17 protein-coding genes are annotated in these 16,881 nt (G+C 70.4%); 8 read left to right on the top strand and 9 right to left on the bottom strand.

Annotated elements, in window-relative coordinates; translation table 11 throughout:
* Window positions 1–6: 6 nt before the first annotated feature.
* Window positions 7–2,220, bottom strand: a complete 2,214-nt coding sequence (locus tag AW270_RS03285; RefSeq protein ID WP_157521656.1) for an FUSC family protein — start codon at window positions 2,218–2,220, stop codon at window positions 7–9.
* A 122-nt stretch (window positions 2,221–2,342) separates the two neighbouring features.
* On the opposite strand from AW270_RS03285, the gene AW270_RS03280 reads away from it, so the two are divergent.
* A complete protein-coding gene (locus tag AW270_RS03280) occupies window positions 2,343–6,371 on the top strand; it encodes an nSTAND1 domain-containing NTPase (protein ID WP_169807247.1) in 4,029 nt (1,342 codons plus the stop codon).
* On the opposite strand, the gene AW270_RS39395 is transcribed toward AW270_RS03280, so the two are convergent.
* Window positions 6,368–6,550: a hypothetical protein gene (locus tag AW270_RS39395; RefSeq protein WP_061290471.1), complete on the bottom strand. Its 183-nt coding sequence runs from the start codon at window positions 6,548–6,550 to the stop codon at window positions 6,368–6,370. The two genes, AW270_RS03280 and AW270_RS39395, sit on opposite strands and share 4 nt — an antisense overlap.
* 27 nt (window positions 6,551–6,577) lie before the next feature.
* Between AW270_RS39395 and AW270_RS03270 the strand changes: the two genes are divergently transcribed.
* The 4 genes from AW270_RS03270 to AW270_RS41710 all read left to right on the top strand — a co-directional run bounded on the left by AW270_RS03270 (window position 6,578) and on the right by AW270_RS41710 (window position 10,175).
* Window positions 6,578–7,078, top strand: coding sequence for a PadR family transcriptional regulator (locus AW270_RS03270; protein ID WP_061290469.1), 501 nt, complete (start codon window positions 6,578–6,580; stop codon window positions 7,076–7,078).
* Window positions 7,079–7,119: 41 nt separating this feature from the next.
* Window positions 7,120–8,616, top strand: a complete 1,497-nt coding sequence (locus AW270_RS03265) for an aldehyde dehydrogenase family protein (protein WP_061290467.1) — start codon at window positions 7,120–7,122, stop codon at window positions 8,614–8,616.
* 149 nt (window positions 8,617–8,765) lie between these two features.
* Complete coding sequence (locus AW270_RS03260) at window positions 8,766–9,845, top strand: ZIP family metal transporter (RefSeq protein ID WP_157521654.1); 1,080 nt, start codon at window positions 8,766–8,768, stop codon at window positions 9,843–9,845.
* Window positions 9,846–9,851: 6 nt separating this feature from the next.
* Window positions 9,852–10,175, top strand: coding sequence for a DivIVA domain-containing protein (locus AW270_RS41710; RefSeq protein WP_061290464.1), 324 nt, complete (start codon window positions 9,852–9,854; stop codon window positions 10,173–10,175).
* Here the strand turns inward: AW270_RS41710 and AW270_RS03250 are convergent.
* The 4 genes from AW270_RS03250 to AW270_RS03235 are packed head-to-tail and all read right to left on the bottom strand — an operon-like array spanning window position 10,165 to window position 12,196.
* Window positions 10,165–11,052, bottom strand: a complete 888-nt coding sequence (locus tag AW270_RS03250; RefSeq protein WP_245674551.1) for an NAD(P)-dependent alcohol dehydrogenase — start codon at window positions 11,050–11,052, stop codon at window positions 10,165–10,167. The two genes, AW270_RS41710 and AW270_RS03250, sit on opposite strands and share 11 nt — an antisense overlap.
* Before the next feature lie 44 nt (window positions 11,053–11,096).
* Window positions 11,097–11,309: a helix-turn-helix transcriptional regulator gene (locus AW270_RS03245; protein WP_061290459.1), complete on the bottom strand. Its 213-nt coding sequence runs from the start codon at window positions 11,307–11,309 to the stop codon at window positions 11,097–11,099.
* Complete coding sequence (locus tag AW270_RS03240) at window positions 11,303–11,731, bottom strand: hypothetical protein (protein WP_061290457.1); 429 nt, start codon at window positions 11,729–11,731, stop codon at window positions 11,303–11,305. Before AW270_RS03240 ends, AW270_RS03245 begins: the two co-directional genes overlap by 7 nt.
* Before the next feature lie 42 nt (window positions 11,732–11,773).
* Window positions 11,774–12,196 carry a MarR family winged helix-turn-helix transcriptional regulator gene (locus AW270_RS03235; RefSeq protein WP_061290454.1) on the bottom strand — a complete coding sequence of 141 codons (423 nt, stop codon included), beginning with the start codon at window positions 12,194–12,196 and terminating at the stop codon, window positions 11,774–11,776.
* A gap of 81 nt (window positions 12,197–12,277) precedes the next feature.
* Between AW270_RS03235 and AW270_RS03230 the strand changes: the two genes are divergently transcribed.
* Entirely contained in the window at window positions 12,278–14,224 is a 1,947-nt protein-coding gene (locus tag AW270_RS03230; RefSeq protein ID WP_061290452.1) for an MMPL family transporter, read from the top strand.
* On the opposite strand, the gene AW270_RS37435 is transcribed toward AW270_RS03230, so the two are convergent.
* Window positions 14,175–14,576: a ribosomal maturation YjgA family protein gene (locus tag AW270_RS37435; RefSeq protein WP_218009075.1), complete on the bottom strand. Its 402-nt coding sequence runs from the start codon at window positions 14,574–14,576 to the stop codon at window positions 14,175–14,177. The two genes, AW270_RS03230 and AW270_RS37435, sit on opposite strands and share 50 nt — an antisense overlap.
* Before the next feature lie 329 nt (window positions 14,577–14,905).
* On the opposite strand from AW270_RS37435, the gene AW270_RS03225 reads away from it, so the two are divergent.
* A complete protein-coding gene (locus tag AW270_RS03225; protein WP_061291416.1) occupies window positions 14,906–15,094 on the top strand; it encodes a DUF5999 family protein in 189 nt (62 codons plus the stop codon).
* Here the strand turns inward: AW270_RS03225 and AW270_RS03220 are convergent.
* Entirely contained in the window at window positions 15,091–15,903 is an 813-nt protein-coding gene (locus tag AW270_RS03220) for an SAM-dependent methyltransferase (RefSeq protein ID WP_061290450.1), read from the bottom strand. The two genes, AW270_RS03225 and AW270_RS03220, sit on opposite strands and share 4 nt — an antisense overlap.
* Before the next feature lie 103 nt (window positions 15,904–16,006).
* Window positions 16,007–16,318: a DUF5709 domain-containing protein gene (locus AW270_RS03215; RefSeq protein ID WP_061290449.1), complete on the bottom strand. Its 312-nt coding sequence runs from the start codon at window positions 16,316–16,318 to the stop codon at window positions 16,007–16,009.
* 126 nt (window positions 16,319–16,444) lie between these two features.
* Between AW270_RS03215 and AW270_RS03210 the strand changes: the two genes are divergently transcribed.
* Window positions 16,445–16,795, top strand: coding sequence for a hypothetical protein (locus AW270_RS03210; protein ID WP_061290447.1), 351 nt, complete (start codon window positions 16,445–16,447; stop codon window positions 16,793–16,795).
* Window positions 16,796–16,881 lie beyond the last annotated feature (86 nt).

Here is a 16,881-nt window from a genome sequence, read left to right as displayed (position 1 = left end):
TCTCGTCTAACGGATCTCGGCGATCACCTCGGCGACCCCGTCCGCCAGCCGGCGGGCGGCGTCGACGTGGTGGGCGGTCCACACGATCCTGACCCCGGTCGCCGTCGCCCTGCCGTCGCCGTCGCTGAGGTCGCGGCTGACGGCGGCGATCAGGCGGGCCTCGGCGGCCTGGTCGTAGGGGAGCGGGCCGGGGCGCGGGCCCTCCCGCCCGAGGCACTCTCCGGCCTGTTCGAACCAGGCCGCCACCGGGTCGGCGACGGTGGAGATCTCGGTCCGGGCCGCCTCACGGTCCCGGTCGGACACGTCCCCCTGACGTCTCCACAGGCCGACGATGGCCTCCGCGCTGTACTGGAGCACGGTCACGCTGTTGACCAGCCGCGACGCCTCCGACAGGTGCAGGCGTTTGGTGCCCCGCTCGGCCAGGTAGCCGCGGAACGCGTCGTCGAGCCGCTGCATCGCCCCCAGCGCCTGGGCGCGGTCGCCGGCCGGGTACACCGAGCGCCGCGTCAGGTCACACCGGGTCACGCCGAACTCGACGGCCCCCCGGAAGTAGCGCGCGTTGTCGCAGAACGCCTCGTCGAAGGCCCGGCCCAGGGCGGCGCGGGCGCCGCGTGGCCAGAACAGCGCCCCGGCGAGCAGGCTGACCAGGCAGCCGACCGCGAGGTCCTCCAGCCGGATGAGGCCGGTTCTCCAGCCTGCCGGCGCGATGATCTCGTACAGGATCACCAGGAGGACCGTGAACCCCGCCTGACCGGCCATGAAGGTGATCACGGTCGGCGCGAGCCCGGCGATCAGGATCGAGATCGGCAGCAGGATCCACAGGACGGTCGTGTTGCCCTGGACGGCCCACAGGAGGAAGGCGCCGATCCCGAACCCGATGGCCGTCCCGGCCAGCGCCTTCAGCGCGCTCTGCCCGGTGGTGACCGCGTTCGAGCGCAGCACGGCCATGGCCCCCAGCACCACCCAGAACGAGTGGTCCACCCCCAGCACGTTCGCGACCAGCACCGAGATGCTGAGCGCGATGGCCCCCCTGATGCTGTTGCGCAGCCAGACGGAGTGGCGGTCGGCGTGGGCGGTGACGCGGGCGCGGGCCGAGGTCAGCCGGGTGGGCAGCCCGCCCGCCTGGTGGCCGAGCAGCCGGTCGCGCCACGACCGGGCCTCGGCGGCCACCGCGATCTCGACGTTGGCGGCGATCTCGGAGATGGCGAAACTGATCTCCTGGGCCCGGAACGACGGTTCGAGCGCGGCCACGAAGGCGGCCGCGTCGCCGGGCACCCGCGCGGCGGTGACCTCGTGTTCCATCGCCTGCCTGGCCTGGTGGAGGCGCCGCGCCTCGCTGTCGAGCCGGTCGGCGTCGCCAGTGGAATCGAGCAGGGCGGCGGCCCGTTCGAGGACCTGCGCGGCGGCGGTCTCGACCTCGCAGACCGCCGGGTCGATCGGGCCGGGACCGCCCTGGAAGGGTTCCCGCTCCAGCAGCGAGTGCAGCCAGGTCACCTGACCGGCCAGCCGCACCTCGGCCCGGCCCGTCGTGGTCAGCCCGGCCGGGCGGTAGGGCGTGCTCCAGAAGGTGTCCTTCAGGTCCCGCACCGCCTCGTCGCTCTCCTCGGCGAGCGCCCGCAGCGGCGGGTTCTCACTGAGCGGCAGCCCGCCCGAGACGCACGCGACCTCCAGCCTGATCCGTTCGGCCAGCAGCGTGAGGGCTCGGGCGATCTTCGGCCGCAGGGGGTCGCGGACGGGCGCGGGCCACAGCAGCAGGATCGCCACCATCGACACGGCCCCCGCCAGCCACCACCCGTAGAGCCGGTCGTCGAGGGCCGACAGCGGCATCGGGATGGTCACCGGCAGCACGTACGAGACCAGCAGGGCGGTCGACGCCCCCGCCAGCACCGAGCTGACCACCCCCGAGAAGAGGATCAGGAACACCACCGCGAGCGTCGTCAGCACCGCCGTCGCCACCGTCTGGGAGGCCAGGGTGCCCACGATGATCAGCACGCTCCCGGCCAGCACCAGCCAGAACTGCGCGGTCACCCGGTCGCGGCGCGAACCGCCGAAGTCGACGTAGAGCAGCATGGCGAACGAGCCGAACGAGGCGAACATCGACATGCCCTGGTTGCCGATGACCAGATCGGCGAACGCGAACACGGCCGGCATGATCACCGCGGCGCGGGCGGCCCGGCGGACCGTGGTGAAATCCGGATCCCGGTCCCTCAACGACCTCATAACGGGCATTCTGCGACGTCGGGGACGGTTCATAACGGACCTTTACCTTGGAATAGACAGATCATCGTCGGCCGGACAAGGATGCATGCCGCGTGGGATTCAGGGTTCTCGGGCCTCTCTCGGTGACGCGTGACGGTGCCGTCACGCCGGTTACCGGGGCGCCGAAATACCAGCTCCTCCTCGCCGCCCTCCTCGCGAAGGCGGGCCAGCCGGTCACGATCGACTGGCTCATCGCGATCGTCTGGGGGGACCGGCCGCCGGCCTCGGCCCGGCGCAACGTCCACCTCTATGTGCACCAGCTGCGGCGCGCGTTCGGCGCCGACCTCGTCGCGGGGCGGCCCGGCGGCTACGCGATCATCCCGGACGGCCTCGACGCCGCCCAGTTCCGGGGGCTGGCCGCGCAGGGGTCCGAGGCGCTCGACGCGGGCGATCTGGAGACCGCCCGGGAGCGGCTGCGGCAGGCGCTCGACCTGTGGCGCGGGCCCGCGTTCGCCGAGTTCCTCGACTCGCCGCCGATCGCCGAGGAGGCCCGGCGGCTGGAGGAGGCCCGGCTGACGGTGGCCGAACGGCTGGCCGAGGCCGAGCTCGGGCTGGGCCGCCACATCGGGGTCGCCGCCGAGCTGGCCGTGCTGACCAGGGAACACCCGTTCCGGGAGACCTTGCGCGGGCAGCTCATGCTGGCCCTCTACCGGTCCGGCCGGCAGGCCGAGGCGCTGGAGGTCTTCCGCGAGACCTGGGAGGAGCTCGACGCGCAGCTCGGCATCGAGCCGGGGCCCGCGCTCCAGCGGCTCCACGAGGCCATGCTCCGGGGCGACGACGATCTGCTGCCGATGGCAGGATCCCGCCGCGCGGTGTCGGACGTGTGCCCGTACCGAGGACTGACGGCCTTCCAGCCGGAGGACCAGGAGTGGTTCTTCGGGCGGTCCGACCTGGTCGCCCGGCTCGCGGAGCTGGTCGAGCAGCACCGGGTCGTCGTGGTGGCCGGGGCCTCGGGCAGCGGCAAGTCGTCGCTGCTGCGGGCCGGGCTGCTCGGCGGCAGGGCGGGCGTGGTGATGACGCCGGGCGCCTTCCCGATGGACGGCCTCGACAAGGTCACCGGCGAACCGCTGGTCGTGGTCGACCAGTTCGAGGAGGTCTTCACCCTCTGCGCCGACGACGACCAGCGCCGCGAGTTCGTCGCGGGCCTGCTCGCCCTCGACGCCCATGTGGTCCTGGGGGTACGGGCCGACTTCCTCGCCCACTTCGCCGCTCTGCCCGGCCTGGCCGAAGCAGTCGGCACGGCCCAGCTCCTCGTCGGGCCGCTGTCGGCGACCGGGCTCCGCGAGATCGTCACCGGACCGGCCGAGCTCGCCGGGCTGGCCGTCGACCCCGACCTCCCGGCCACGCTGGTCGCCGACGCGGCGGGCGAGCCCGGCAGCCTCCCCCTGGTCTCGCACGCCCTGATGGAGACCTGGCGCAACCGCGAGGGCGCCCGGCTCACGCTGGCCGGATATCAGGCGGCGGGCGGCGTCAGGGGAGCCATCGCCCAGAGCGCCGAACGCGTCCATGGCGAGCTCTCCCCCGTCGAGCAGCGCGCCGCGCGGCGGATCTTCCTGCGGCTGACGGCGCTCGGCGAGGGCACCGAGGACACCCGGCGGCCGATCCTCCGCCAGGAGCTGGCCGGCGTCGCGGCGGCCGAAGTGGTCGCCAAGGTGCTCGACCGGCTGGCCGCCGCCCGGCTGGTCGTGCTGGCCGAGGACACCGTCGACGTCGCCCACGAGGCGCTGATCCGCGCCTGGCCCCGATTACACGGCTGGCTCACCGACGACCGGGAGAATTTGTTCGTCCACCGCCGCCTCACCGAGGCCGCCCAGACCTGGGAGGACCTGGGCCGCGACCCGGGCGCGCTCTATCGGGGCGTCCGCCTGGACGCCGCCCGCACCTGGTCGCGCGGCCACTCCTACGAGCTCAACGACGTCGAGACGGCGTTCCTGGCGGCCAGCGACGAGCAGGAGCGGGCCGAACGCGACAGTGCCCGGCGCAAGGCCCGGCTGCTGCAACGCCTGCTGGCCGGGACGGCGGCGCTCTTCCTGCTCGCGGTGACCGGCGGCGTGGTGGCGCTGCGCGAGGCCGACGAGGCCGGGTTCCAGCAGCTCGCCGCGACCGCCCGCCAGGTCTCGCTGCTGGCCCGCTCGCTGCTGGGCACCGATCCCGACCTGGCGGGGCTGCTGGCGGTGGCGGCGTACCGGCTGAATCCCGAGGCGGAGACCAGGGGAGGCCTGGAGAGCGTGTCGGCGGCGGGCCGGCGCAGCATCGAGCTCAACGCCGAAGGCCCGGCGATCTTCAGTGTGGCCTTCAGCCCCGACGGCTCCCGGCTGGCGGCGGCGGGCGAGGACGGGTCGATCACCCTGTGGAACCCGCACACCGAGGAGCGCGTGGCCCGGTTCGCCGAGCCCGGCCGCGGCCACGGCCGGGCGGTCGCTTTCAGCCGAGACGGCCGGAAGCTGGCCTACGTCGTGCGCTCCCCCGACCTCGCGGCGTCCAAGGGCGTGGTCGTGGTGCGCGACCTGACCACCGGCGCGGAGCTCCTCCGCGAGGAGCGCGCCCACCTCACCGACGCGCTGGCCTTCGACGGCGACCGGATCGCCTTCGCCGACGGGAACGCTGTCGAGCTGCTCGGCCCGGGAAGCCAGGCCGAGAGCGCGACTCAAGCCGGGGCAGCCGGACTGCTGAAGGGCCACCAGGCCGAGATCGCCGCCCTCGCGTTCAGCCCCGACGCGAAGGTCCTGGTCAGCTCGGCGAGCGGACACGAACACCCCGTCGTCTGGGACGTGTCCTCCGGCGAGAGGACCGGGGAACTCGACGTCGAGAACGTGCACCGCCTCGGCTTCGACGGGGACACCCTCGCGACCGGCTCGTCCCACACGGGGGTGCGTCTCTGGCGCGTCACCCCCACCGAGATCACCCCCCTGGCGAGCCTGCCCCGCCGCTCCCCCTACACCTGGGACATGTCCGCCCCCGCGCGGGGCAGGATCGCCGTGGCCGACGAAGACGGCCTCATCACCGTCTGGGACCTCGCCCGCCACGAGGCCGTCGCCACCTACCCCGACCGCAGCCGCACCGAGGCCCTCTCGATGGCCATGAGCGCCGACGGCACGATGCTCGCCTCGGCCGGGCTGGGCCGCACGATCGTCGTCAGGGAGAACCCGGTTCCCCCGTTCACCGGCCACAGCCTGGCGGTCAACGACATCGACGCGTCCCCCGACGGCCGCACGCTGGCCTCCGCCAGCAGCGACAGAACGGTCCGATTATGGGACGCGTCGGGGACCCCGCTGGGCACCCTCCCCGACCACCCCGACCACGTGCGCGCGGTCGCCTTCAGCCCCGACGGCCGGACGCTCGCCTCGGTCACCCGCAGCCACACACTGACCCTGTGGGACCTGACGACCCGGCGCAAGATCGGCAGCACCACCTACCCCGGCCTGGGCGCCTCCACCGACGTCGCCTTCCAGCCCGGCGGCCGACACGTGGCCGCCGCCGCGCTGGGCCGCTTCCGCTGGTCGCTGCCCGGCCTGGAGGAGGCCCCGCTCCCGTTCCAGCTCGCCTCGGCCCTGGCCTTCAGTCCCCGGGGGTCCCTGCTGGCCTCCACCGGCCCGTCGGGTGACCTGCTCGTGTGGGACTTCGCGCGGGAGCAGGAGACGCTCTCGCTCCGCACCCACCAGGGCTCGATCCTGGACGTGGCCTTCAGCCCCGACGGCACGACCGTCGCCACGGCGGGCGCCGACCACACGATCAGGACGTGGGACAGCCGGACCGGCCGGGAGACGGGCGCCCCGCTGGCCGGTCACACCGCGCCGGTGCAGGTCCTGGCCTTCGGCCGGGACGGCCGGACCCTCGCCTCGGCCGGCGACGACCACACGGTGGTGGTGTGGGACCTGCCCTCCCGGCAGGTGACCGCCCGGTTGACCGGCCACACCGCGCCCATCAGAGGCCTGGCCTTCACGTCCGCCGGAGAGCTGGTCTCCGGGGGAGAGGACGGGCGGATCATCCGCTGGTCGCTGCGCTCCGAGGCGCTGGCCGCCGAGATGTGCGCGGAGATCGGCCGTGACCTCACCCGGGAGGAGTGGGCCAGGTACATCCCGTCGCTGGACTACCGGCCCACCTGCGGTTAGTTCTCCTCGGCCCAGGCCAGGACGACGAACGGTTCACGGCACGAGGGATGATGGAGGCGGCGGGTGGTCACCCGGTATCGCGACTCCTCGACGTCGAGGATCCCGATCTCCTGCGTGATCGTCAGCAGCAACCCGTGGCTCGGGCCGCCGATGCAGATCGCGTTGGGCTGGGGCTTCATAGTCACAATGAGACTACGCTGTCCCCTGTGAACAACTCCGAGTGGGTGGTCCTCTGCCTCCTCGTGCACGAACCGGCCCACGGCTTCGCCCTCGCCCGCCTCACCGCGCCCGCGGGTCCCATCGGCCAGGTCTGGCACATCCCGCGGCCCCTGGTCTACCGCGCCCTCGACGGGCTGACGGCCCGGGGCCTGGCCGAGCCGGTCGGCATCGAACCCGGCCGCGGCCCGGCCCGGCGGCTCCTGCGCGCCACCCCTTCCGGACGCGCCCGCGCCGACGAGTGGCTGGTCACGCCGGTGAGCCGGATCAGGGACATCCGCACGGAGTTCCTGGTGAAGCTCGCGTTGCTCCAATGGGCCGGAACGGACCCCCGGAACCTGCTCGACGCCCAGGCCGAAACATTGCGGCCCATCGTGGCACACCTCCTCGGCCTGCGGGAATCCACCCAGGGCCTGGATCAGGCCGTCGCTTCATGGCGATATGAGACGGCCGTAGCAGCCCTGAAACTTGCGGAGTCCACTAGCGAGTAGTCAGATGGTGACTACGTCTAGCAGGAAGGGAACCGACGCTGATGACGGTCACCCTGGAAAAGAGCGTTCAGGACTTCATCTCGACTCCCCGCCAGTTGTTCATCGGCGGCCAGTGGGTCGACGCCGCCTCCGGACGCACCTTCGCGACACCCAACCCCGCCACGGGCGAGACGCTCGCCCACATCGCCGAAGCCGACAGGGAGGACGTCGACCGGGCCGTGCGCGCCGCCCGGGCCGCCTTCGAGGAGGGCCCCTGGTCCCGGATGACCGCCTCCGAGCGAGGCAGGATCATCTGGCGCATCGGCGACCTGATCGAGCAGTACGGCGACGAGCTCGCCCAGCTCGAATCGCTCGACAACGGCAAGCCCTACGCGGTCGCCCGCGCCGCCGACATCCCGCTCGCGGCCGAGCTGTTCCGCTACATGGCCGGGTGGGCCACCAAGATCGAGGGCAACACGATCAGCCTCTCCGTGCCCTACATGCCGGGGTCGGAGTTCCACGCGTACACCCTCCGAGAGCCGATCGGCGTGGTCGCGCAGATCATCCCGTGGAACTTCCCGCTGCTCATGGCGGCGTGGAAGCTCGGGCCCGCGCTGACCACCGGCAACACGGTCATCCTCAAGCCCGCCGAGCAGACGCCGCTGTCCGCTCTCCGGCTGGCCGAGATCATGGCCGAGGCGGGCCTGCCCGAGGGCGTCGTCAACGTGCTGCCCGGTTACGGCGAGACCGCCGGGGCCGCGCTGGCCGCCCACGACGGGGTCGACAAGGTCGCCTTCACCGGCTCGACCGAGGTCGGCAAGCTGATCGTGCAGGCCGCCGCCGGCAACCTGAAGAAGGTCAGCCTCGAACTCGGCGGCAAGAGCCCCAACGTCGTCTTCGACGACGTCGACCCGGCCCTGGCCATCCCCGGCGCGGCCAACGCGATCTTCTTCAACCACGGCCAGTGCTGCGTCGCCGGGTCGCGGCTGTTCGTCCACGAGAGCCGGTTCGACGAGGTCGTCTCCGGCGTCGCGGACATCGCGCGCGGCATCAAGCTCGGCTCCGGCCTCGACCCCGACACCCAGATGGGCCCGCTCGTCTCCGACGAGCAGTTCCGCCGGGTGACGGGCTACCTGGAGTCGGGCCGCGCCGAGGGCGCCAGGACCGTCGCGGGCGGTCAGCGCCACGGTGACAAGGGCTACTTCGTCCAGCCCACCGTGATCACCGACACCACCTCCGACATGGCGATCGTCCGCGAGGAGATCTTCGGCCCGGTCGTGGTCGCCTCGCCGTTCTCCTCGCTCGACGAGATCGCCGCCCAGGCCAACGACACGGCCTACGGTCTCGGGGCCGGCATCTGGACCCGCGACGTGAACAAGGCCCACGCGCTGGCCAAGCGCCTGCGGGCCGGCACGGTCTGGATCAACTGCTACAACGTGTTCGACGCGGCCCTGCCGTTCGGCGGCTACAAGCAGTCGGGCTGGGGACGCGAGATGGGCCACGAGGTCCTGGAGGCCTACACCGAGGTCAAGGCGGTGTGCACCCAGCTTCACCCGTAGGACCCCCTCGAAACGGCCGCAGTGCTCGCCGCGCTGCGGCCGTTTCGCGTGTGAACACATGATCAAATGTGTAAACGGATCGTGTTGAGGCTATCTACTCTCCGTAATCATCGCAGGTCATATGTGCTGCGGAGAGGTGTTGAATGGTCATGTCCGTATGGCTCGCGGCGGTGCTCGTCGCGGTGGCCACACTTGCCGGGTCGTGGCTGGCCCGGCGGAGTTCCATGAAGGTGAGCGTCGGGCTGGCGATCGCGTCGGCGTTGATGCTCGTCACCGCCCTGGGTGAGATCGTCCCTGACGCTGTCGATGACGCGATCGAGCAGAACGTGCCCCTGTGGGTGATCGGTCTGTCGATCGTCTTCGGATTCGTGGTGATCACTTATTTCACGCGGGAGGGGTGCGCCCACGACCACACGAAGGAGTCGGCCCGGCACGCCGCCGGGGTGCACCGCCGGGTGAAGGCGGTCGCCACGGCGGCGCTGTTCGGCGGCACCGGCACGGCGGTCGCGCTGGCCGTCCACCGGGCGATCGAGGGGGCGACGCTGACCCTGACCGGCGCCTCGGCGGTCGTGCTGCTGGCGTTGCTGGTCCATTCGGTCAGTGAGGGGCTGGCGCTGACCGCGATGCTCGATCTGGCGGGGAAGAAGGTCGGCTTCTGGATGTTCCTGGCCTGCCTCAGCCCGGCGGCCGGCATCCTCGTCGCCGAGACCAGCCCGGTCCCGCCGCAGGCCACGCCGATCCTGCTGGGCACGGTCGCCGGAGTGCTGCTGCGCACCGCCATCGTCGGGTTCCGCCTGGCGGGTGGCGAGAGCGGGCGGCTGCCCCGGCGGGCGGCGCTGGCCGCCGGTGGCGTCGCGGCGGCGCTGGCCGCCACTCTCGCCGTCGCCCAGTGGTTGCCGGCCCCCGCCGGTGAGGCGACCGCGCAGGTGGCGGCCATGATCCGGCGGCCGATCACCGTCCCGATGCCGCTCCCCGAGCCGTCGCCCGACTTCACCCCCAAAGACCGCACCCAGTTGCGCTGGGCGCTGACCACCGGGCGGCTCAGCCTGGCCGAGATCCTCGCCCGCACCGACCGGCTGACCAAGCACACCTCGATCTGGTGGTTGCTGCGGGGCCGGCTGAACGGGCGGGATCTGACCGCTCACGGCATCGGGGAGTCGTCCACGGTCGGCGACCTGACCGGGCCGCAACGCAGCTATCTCGTCGACGCCGTAGCGAGAAAGGGGTAACCCGGCATGGTGCTGACGCCGGAGGACGTGCGTACGAAGGTGTTCACGACCGGACGACTACGCGAGGGATACGACCTGGCCGAGGTCGACGTGTTCCTCAACGAGGTGGAGAGCAGCCTGCGCTGGCTGCACCAGGAGAACGAGCGGCTGTCCGCGATGGTGACGGTCGATCCCGCCAAGGTGATGGCGGCGGCGGAGAGCCGGGAGCGGCGGGCCGAGGAGCTGCTGCGGGCCGCGGCGGAACTGCTGGGAGAGGTGGGGGCGGGCCTGGACCATCAGGCCTCCCGCGTCAACGAACTGATCAGGGAGGTGGCGACTTTCACAGGGTGATGACGGACTTCCCCTTCGCTCGGCCGGCCATCACGTGGTCGATGGCCTGCTTCGCCTCGGACAGCGGGAAGGTCCGGTCGAGCACGGGGACCAGAGTGCCGTTCGCGAGGCGTTCGCCCAGGTCGTCGAACTCCTGCGTGGTCGGGAAGACGAACAGGGCCTTGATCTGGTGGCGGACGAACGGGCCCAGCAGCAGCGCGCGGACCGTGCGGCCGATGCCGACGAACCGGCCCGTCGGCCTGCCGCCGAGGAGGACCAGCGTTCCGTTCGGGGTGAGCCGCCGGCGCAGCACCTTGAGGTCGCGGTTGCCGTAGGTGTCGTAGACGACGTCGTAGCGGCCGGTGCCGAGGTCGTCCTTGGTGTAGTCGACGACATGGGCGGCGCCGATTCCGCGGACGAGATCGGCCTTCCCGCCGCTGCAGACGGCGGTGACCTCGCCCTCGTGGAGCTGGACCAGGAACGTTCCCACGCCCCCGGCGGCGCCGATGACCAGCGCCTTCTTCGCCGGGCCCGCCACCTTGACGCCGCGCAGCGCGGTGACCGCCGAGGTGGGCACGGCCGCGGCCTGCTCCCAGCTGACATTGGCCGGCTTGCGGGCCAGCATGCCCTCCTTGGCGACGACGAACTCGGCGAAACTTCCCTCGGCGGCGCCGAAGACCTCGTCGCCGACCTTCAGGCGGGTGACGTTCGCGCCGATCTTCTCGACCACCCCGGCGACGTCGCCGCCCGCGACGGGCTGGTTGGGCCGGGTGAACCCGAAGCCCATCAGCCGCACGAGGTAGGGGGTCCCGGCCATCCGGTGGAATGCGCCGGGGTCGACCCCGGCGGCCTTGACGCGGATGAGCACCTCGTCGTCCTTGACGGCGGGGACGGGCATTTCGACCGCTTCTAAGCGGCCGTAGGTTCTGTGCACCATGGCTTTCACGGGTACTGGAACACCTCTTCCAAGGAGACGTTGAAAACACGGGCGATCTGGAACGCCATCTCCAGCGACGGCGAGTAGCGACCCTGCTCGATGGCGATGACGGTCTGCCGGGTGACGCCGAGCCGGTCGGCGAGGTCGGCCTGGGTCATCTCACCGTTGGCGAACCGCAGGGCGCGGATGGAGTTGGTGACCTTCGTGGGTTTCACCACTGCTGGAACCCGCCCCGGCGGTAGGCGACGACCTTGGCCAGCGAACCGACGATCATCGTCAGCGCGAAGCCGAGGTAGATCGCGTTCGCGATCCAGAAGTAGGGCGCCTCCAGGAGGGCCAGCACGAACGCGCCGAGCGCGCCGATGACGGTGAACGCCTGGCCGACCCGCTCGCCCATCTGGTCGATCTCGCGGTCGCGGACGTCGGTCCGGGTGCTCCGCTCGCCGATCATGCCGGCCACGATGCCGACCACGATCGAGGAGCCGATGGAGAGCCCGAGCGACCACAGCAGGACGGGCACGTAGTCGACGTCGGTCAGCGGCCCGGAGCCCTTCCGGCCGAGGATCACCACGACGTAACCGGCGTAGATGACGACGGTGACGAGCAGGTAGACCCAGGCCCGTTTCTCCAGCATTGTCATGCCTTGAAGGTAAAGCATCTTGTACATCGTGTCTAGTTTTCTTTACATCCCCTGCGTAGGGCGGATGTTCGTGATGATCCTGACCAGGTCCTCACGGAACGCCGCGAGATCCCGGACCGAGATGATCGACTCCGCGGCGTCGGTGGCCATGAGGAACTCGTAGACCTCCGCGCCCGCGCTCGTCATGGTGACCACGATCCGGCGGCGGTCGGCCGGGTCGCGCTCGCGGGAGACGTGTCCGGCGCGCGCGAGGCGTTCGAGCACCGGGCCGATGGTCTGCTCCTCGACATAGGTGCGGGCGGCGAGTTCCCGCTGGGCCAGAGGGCCTTCGGCCAGGGTGTGGAGCACCAGGAAACCGGCATGGGTGAGGCCGTGACCGGCCAGGACGTGGTTCCACTCGCGCTCCACCAACCGGGCGGCGACCAGCAGCAGGCGTCCGGTGGGCCATTCGGGCAGGTCCTCCATACATCGATTCTCCGATGCAACCGCGGCGGTCCATCCCGCGAAGTTGATGCTAAGGTCCCTTAGCTTTTAAAGGAGAGACGAATGAAGCGGGCATGGCTGACGTTGGCGGTCTGGCTGGTGTTGCTGGCCGGAGCCGGAATGCTGAGCGGGAAGCTCGACGAGGTGCGGAACAACGACCCCTCGGCCTACCTGCCGGCCAGCGCCGAGTCGACCCAGGTCGAGCAGGCCAGACGGGCCTTCTCACAGGGTGGCCAGATCCCGGCGATCATCGTCTTCGAGAACAAGGCGGTCGAGGAGGTCCGCGAGCTGTTCCCGCAGGCGGAGGCCTCCGGCAACGTCGTGCGGGCTGTGGTGCCCCTGGAGGGCGGTGACCTGGAGTCGCTGACCGCCGAGGTCGACCGGCTCCGCGAGCTCGCCGGGCCCGGCGCCTACGTGACCGGCCCGGCCGGGCAGAGCGCCGACGCCATCGAGGTCTTCGGCTCCATCGACCTCACCCTGCTCATCGCGACCTCGATCGTGGTGATCGTCGTGCTGCTGCTGACCTACCGGGGTCCGCTGCTCTGGCTCATCCCGTTCTTCTCGGCCGGAGCCGCCCTGGTCAGCGCGCAGGCGGGGGCCTACCTGCTGGCGAAGTACGCCGACTTCACCGTCAGCGGCCAGAGCGGCGGCATCCTGCTCGTGCTGGTCTTCGGCATCGCCACCGACTACGCGCTGCTGCTCGTGGCCCGCTACCGCGAGGAGCTCACCCGCCACGAGAACCGCGTCGCGGCCATGACCGTGGCCTGGAAGCGCGCCGCCCCTGCCATCGTGGCCAGCGCGGCGACGGTCGTCGCGGCACTGCTCTGCCTGCTCGCCGCCGACCAGAGCGCCACCCGCGGCCTCGGCCCGGTCTGCGCCGCCGGTGTGGTCTGCGCGCTCGTCGCGATGCTGACGCTGCTGCCCGCCCTGCTGGTGCTGGTCCCGCGGGGCGTCTTCTGGCCGCAGATCCCCCGGTACGGCGTCCCGCTGACCTCGGGCAAGGTCTGGACCCGCATCGGCACGGCCGTCGACCGCCGCCCGCGCCGGACGTGGATCATCACGACGCTGGTCCTGGCCGGGATGGCCGCCACGCTGAGCGTCATCACCATCGGCCCGCTCGCCGACGCCGACACCTACCGGGGCCGCCCCGACTCCGTCATCGGCGCCGAACTGCTGGAGAAGAACTTCCCCGCCACCCAGGACGGCTCGCTCGTCGTCATCGCCCCCGCCGGTCAGGCGGCGCAGGTCAGGACCGCTCTGGACGCCGACCCCGGCGTGCTGTCGGTCGGCGAACCGGTCGTCGCCGGGCCGAACGCCCTCATCAACGGCTCGGTCAAGGACCCCGCGACCGTGGAGCGCCTCCGCGAGATCCCCGGCGCGCAGGTCGGCGGCACCGTGGCCGAGGCCCTCGACGCCGAGATCGCCTCCGAGCACGACGCCCGGCTCATCATCCCGCTGATCCTGGCCGTGATCGTGGTCATCCTCGGCGTCCTGCTCCGGGCCGTGGTCGCGCCGCTGCTGGTCATCGCCACGGTCGTGCTCTCGTTCGCGGCCACGCTGGGGGTCTCGGGCCTGCTCTTCACGCACGTCTTCGGGTTCGCCGCCATGGAAACAGGCGTGCCCCTGCTGGCGTTCGTGTTCCTGGTGGCCGTGGGAGTCGACTACAACATCTTCCTGATCACCCGGGTCCGCGAGGAGACGGCCGAACACGGCACCAGGAAGGCCGCCCTGATCGCGCTGTCGGCCACCGGCGGGGTCATCACCTCGGCCGGCGTGGTGCTCGCCGCGACCTTCGCGGTGCTCGGCGTGCTGCCGCTGGTGGTGCTGGCCGAGATCGGATTCATCGTCGCCTTCGGCGTCCTGCTCGACACGTTCGTGGTCAGGTCGGTGCTTCTGACGGCGCTGACGATCGACGCGGGCGACCGGATCTGGTGGCCTTCGCGCCTCAGGTCAAAGATCGTCACGAATCGCAATCTGCAGCCCTCGAATTCCTCTGGTCCAGCAAGGTAAAAAATCCGGCCGCGGCGAGCGCGCCCACGACGTACCAGAAAAGATCAGGGAAATTGAAGGTGGTGCCGAAAACCACTGCGGACACGGGGATTCGGGCCGCCAGGTCCGCCGGCAGGGGCGTGAGCTGGGCGAACTCAACCGCCCAGCAGAAGATCACTGACGCCCCTGCCGCGAGAAAAGGTCGCGTCCTGGGGAACCATGCAACGGCAAAAGTGGTTATAAAGGATGAGTACAACGAAGTGCCGCAGTATTTGGCGAAACCACCCTCGAAGACCGCACGAACGGCTAGGCCGGTAGCGACGATCACGAGGGACGCGGCCACCGCCGCGCGTCGCCTGGCTTTGATCGACAAGAGAGTTGAACCTTTAAGACCTGAAGGTCATCCGTTAGCACGATTGAAGCGAAATAGTTCATGGGCCGGCTGTCAGCCCGGAGAAGGACCCCGAAGCCGTAAAAAGACCAGGAATCTGTCGGTCCCGGTTGAGATGATGGAGGGGTGCACGTCCGAGTCGGTCCGACCTACAGCTAAAGGATCGTGATGAGGATGAAGCTGATAAAGATCCGGCCCAAGCAGCCGAAGGCGCCCAGGCCGACCCTCGACCTCCGCACTCCGTCAGGTCGGCTCCTGCCCTACTGATCGACGACCACCTTCGAACGCACCACCTGAAAGAGGTGCCCATCATGTGCCAGCACAACCCGCACTGCCCGTCCGCTTACGCTTCCGACCGCGCGTCCGCCCACGTCGTGGCGGCCCACCCCGAGCAGGGCTGGAGCCTCCTGTGCAACGGCGTCGTCCTCTTCGACGACACCGGGCTGCTGATGCCCGACTGCACCGTCTCCACTCCGCTTCGCGCGCCGGCGATGGCCTAGCGCACCCGAGCGACCACTCCGAGCACGCCGTGTTTGGTGAAGTCGACCGGAACGTCCCACGGAACGTCGGGGCGCCAGGCCTCGCTGGGCACGATCCCGGGCTCGATGATCTCCATACCCTCGAAGAAACTCGCGATCTGCGCGCGGGAACGGCCTACGACACCGCCGGAAGCGGTCTTGGCGTAGACCTCCTGCACCGATTCGAGCGTGTCGTTCTGCAGCTCGCCGGGAAAGCCGTGTGTCATCACCACGTAGCTTCCTGGCGCGAGCTCCGACCGAATCGCCGTCATGATCGCCGCGGCCTCTTCGTCGTCACTGACGAAGTGGAGGATCGCCAGCAGCAGCACCGCCACCGGCCTGCTGTAGTCGATCAGCTCCGTCACCTCAGGGTCGGCCATCAGCGCCGCGGGCTTGCGCACGTCTCCGACGACGACCCGGGTGTGCCTGTTGTCCTCGAGCAGAGCCCGGCCGTGCACCAGCACGATGGGGTCGTTGTCCACGTACACGACCCGGGCCTCGGGGTTCACCCGGTGGGCCACCTGGTGGGTGTTGTCCTGGGTGGGCAGCCCGCTGCCGATGTCGACGAACTGGGTGACGCCCTCTTTGGCGAGCAGCGAGACCGCCCGCGTCAGGAAGGCCCGGTTCTCCCGGCACATCTCGCGGGCGTCGGGCACGAACTCCAGCAACTTGTCGGCCGCCGCGCGGTCGGACGCGAAGTTGTCCTTCCCGCCTAACCAGTAGTCGTAGATCCGCGCCACGCTGGGCACCGACGGATCGATTCCGGCGGGCGCCTGCTCCTCGGACGTCACGTCCTTCTCCTTCGCGGCTGGAGCCTCGGTTTTTAACGGATGTTATGGGACGAGGCCCCAGTGCGAGGATCATGACTCGACATTTCCGGATATGTGGCTTAGATCACATATCTCGTTCCACCCGCATCGCCGCTTCCTCGGCGGAGTAGCGGCCGTCGTCGTCCCCGGCGTCCTCACCCACGAGCTCGTCGTCCACGTCTTCGCGGGCGCCCTCGTCGGGGTCGACCAGGCGGCCGGCCCCCACGCGCTCGTCGCGGGCGTGGTGCAGATGGGCCTCAGGTTGCTCGGCGGCCAGCCGCCGGTCGAGGGAGTCCTCGTCGGTGCCGTCCAGGCCGATCGGGTGGTCGGCGTCCTCTACTTCGTCTTCAGCGTCGAGATCGACATCCTGAATGCGCTGGTCATCGGGTTCCGTCATGGCTCTCGCCCCCTTCACCCAGGGGTTGCCCGGGACAATCGCGGCGAAACGGCATGTTTAGCCCCGGTCGGCCGGGCAGTTGGTGTGGTGCCACAACCGCAAACCCCACAAAGGAGAGCGAAGGCAATGCAGCCGAACGACAACCTCTGGACCTACCGTCAGGGCGTACAGGATCCCACCACGACCCTGGACGTGACCGGCTTCACGGTCGAGGCGACAGACGGAAAGATCGGCTCCGTGGACGAGTCGAACTACGAGGTCGGCGAGAGCTACCTGGTGGTCGACACGGGCCCGTGGATCTTCGGTAAGAAGGTCGTGCTCCCCGCCGGGACGGTCACCGAGATCGACCCGCAGGAGCAGAAGGTCTTCATCGCGCGTACGAAGGAAGAGATCAAGGACGCTCCCGAGTACGACGAGACGACCTTCAAGGACCCGATGTACCGCGATCAGCTGGGCGGTTACTACAACCGCTTCTGACGGGTAATCCACAACCAACCGCGGGCCGTCCCCCTTCCGGGGGGCGGCCCGTTGTTTTACAGTTAACGTATGAATAATCGTTCAAA

Source organism: Herbidospora cretacea, from assembly GCF_001570605.1.
Classification (GTDB): domain Bacteria; phylum Actinomycetota; class Actinomycetes; order Streptosporangiales; family Streptosporangiaceae; genus Herbidospora; species Herbidospora cretacea.
Note: the sequence above shows the minus strand (reverse complement) of the source record. Positions and strands in the feature narration are given on the sequence as shown.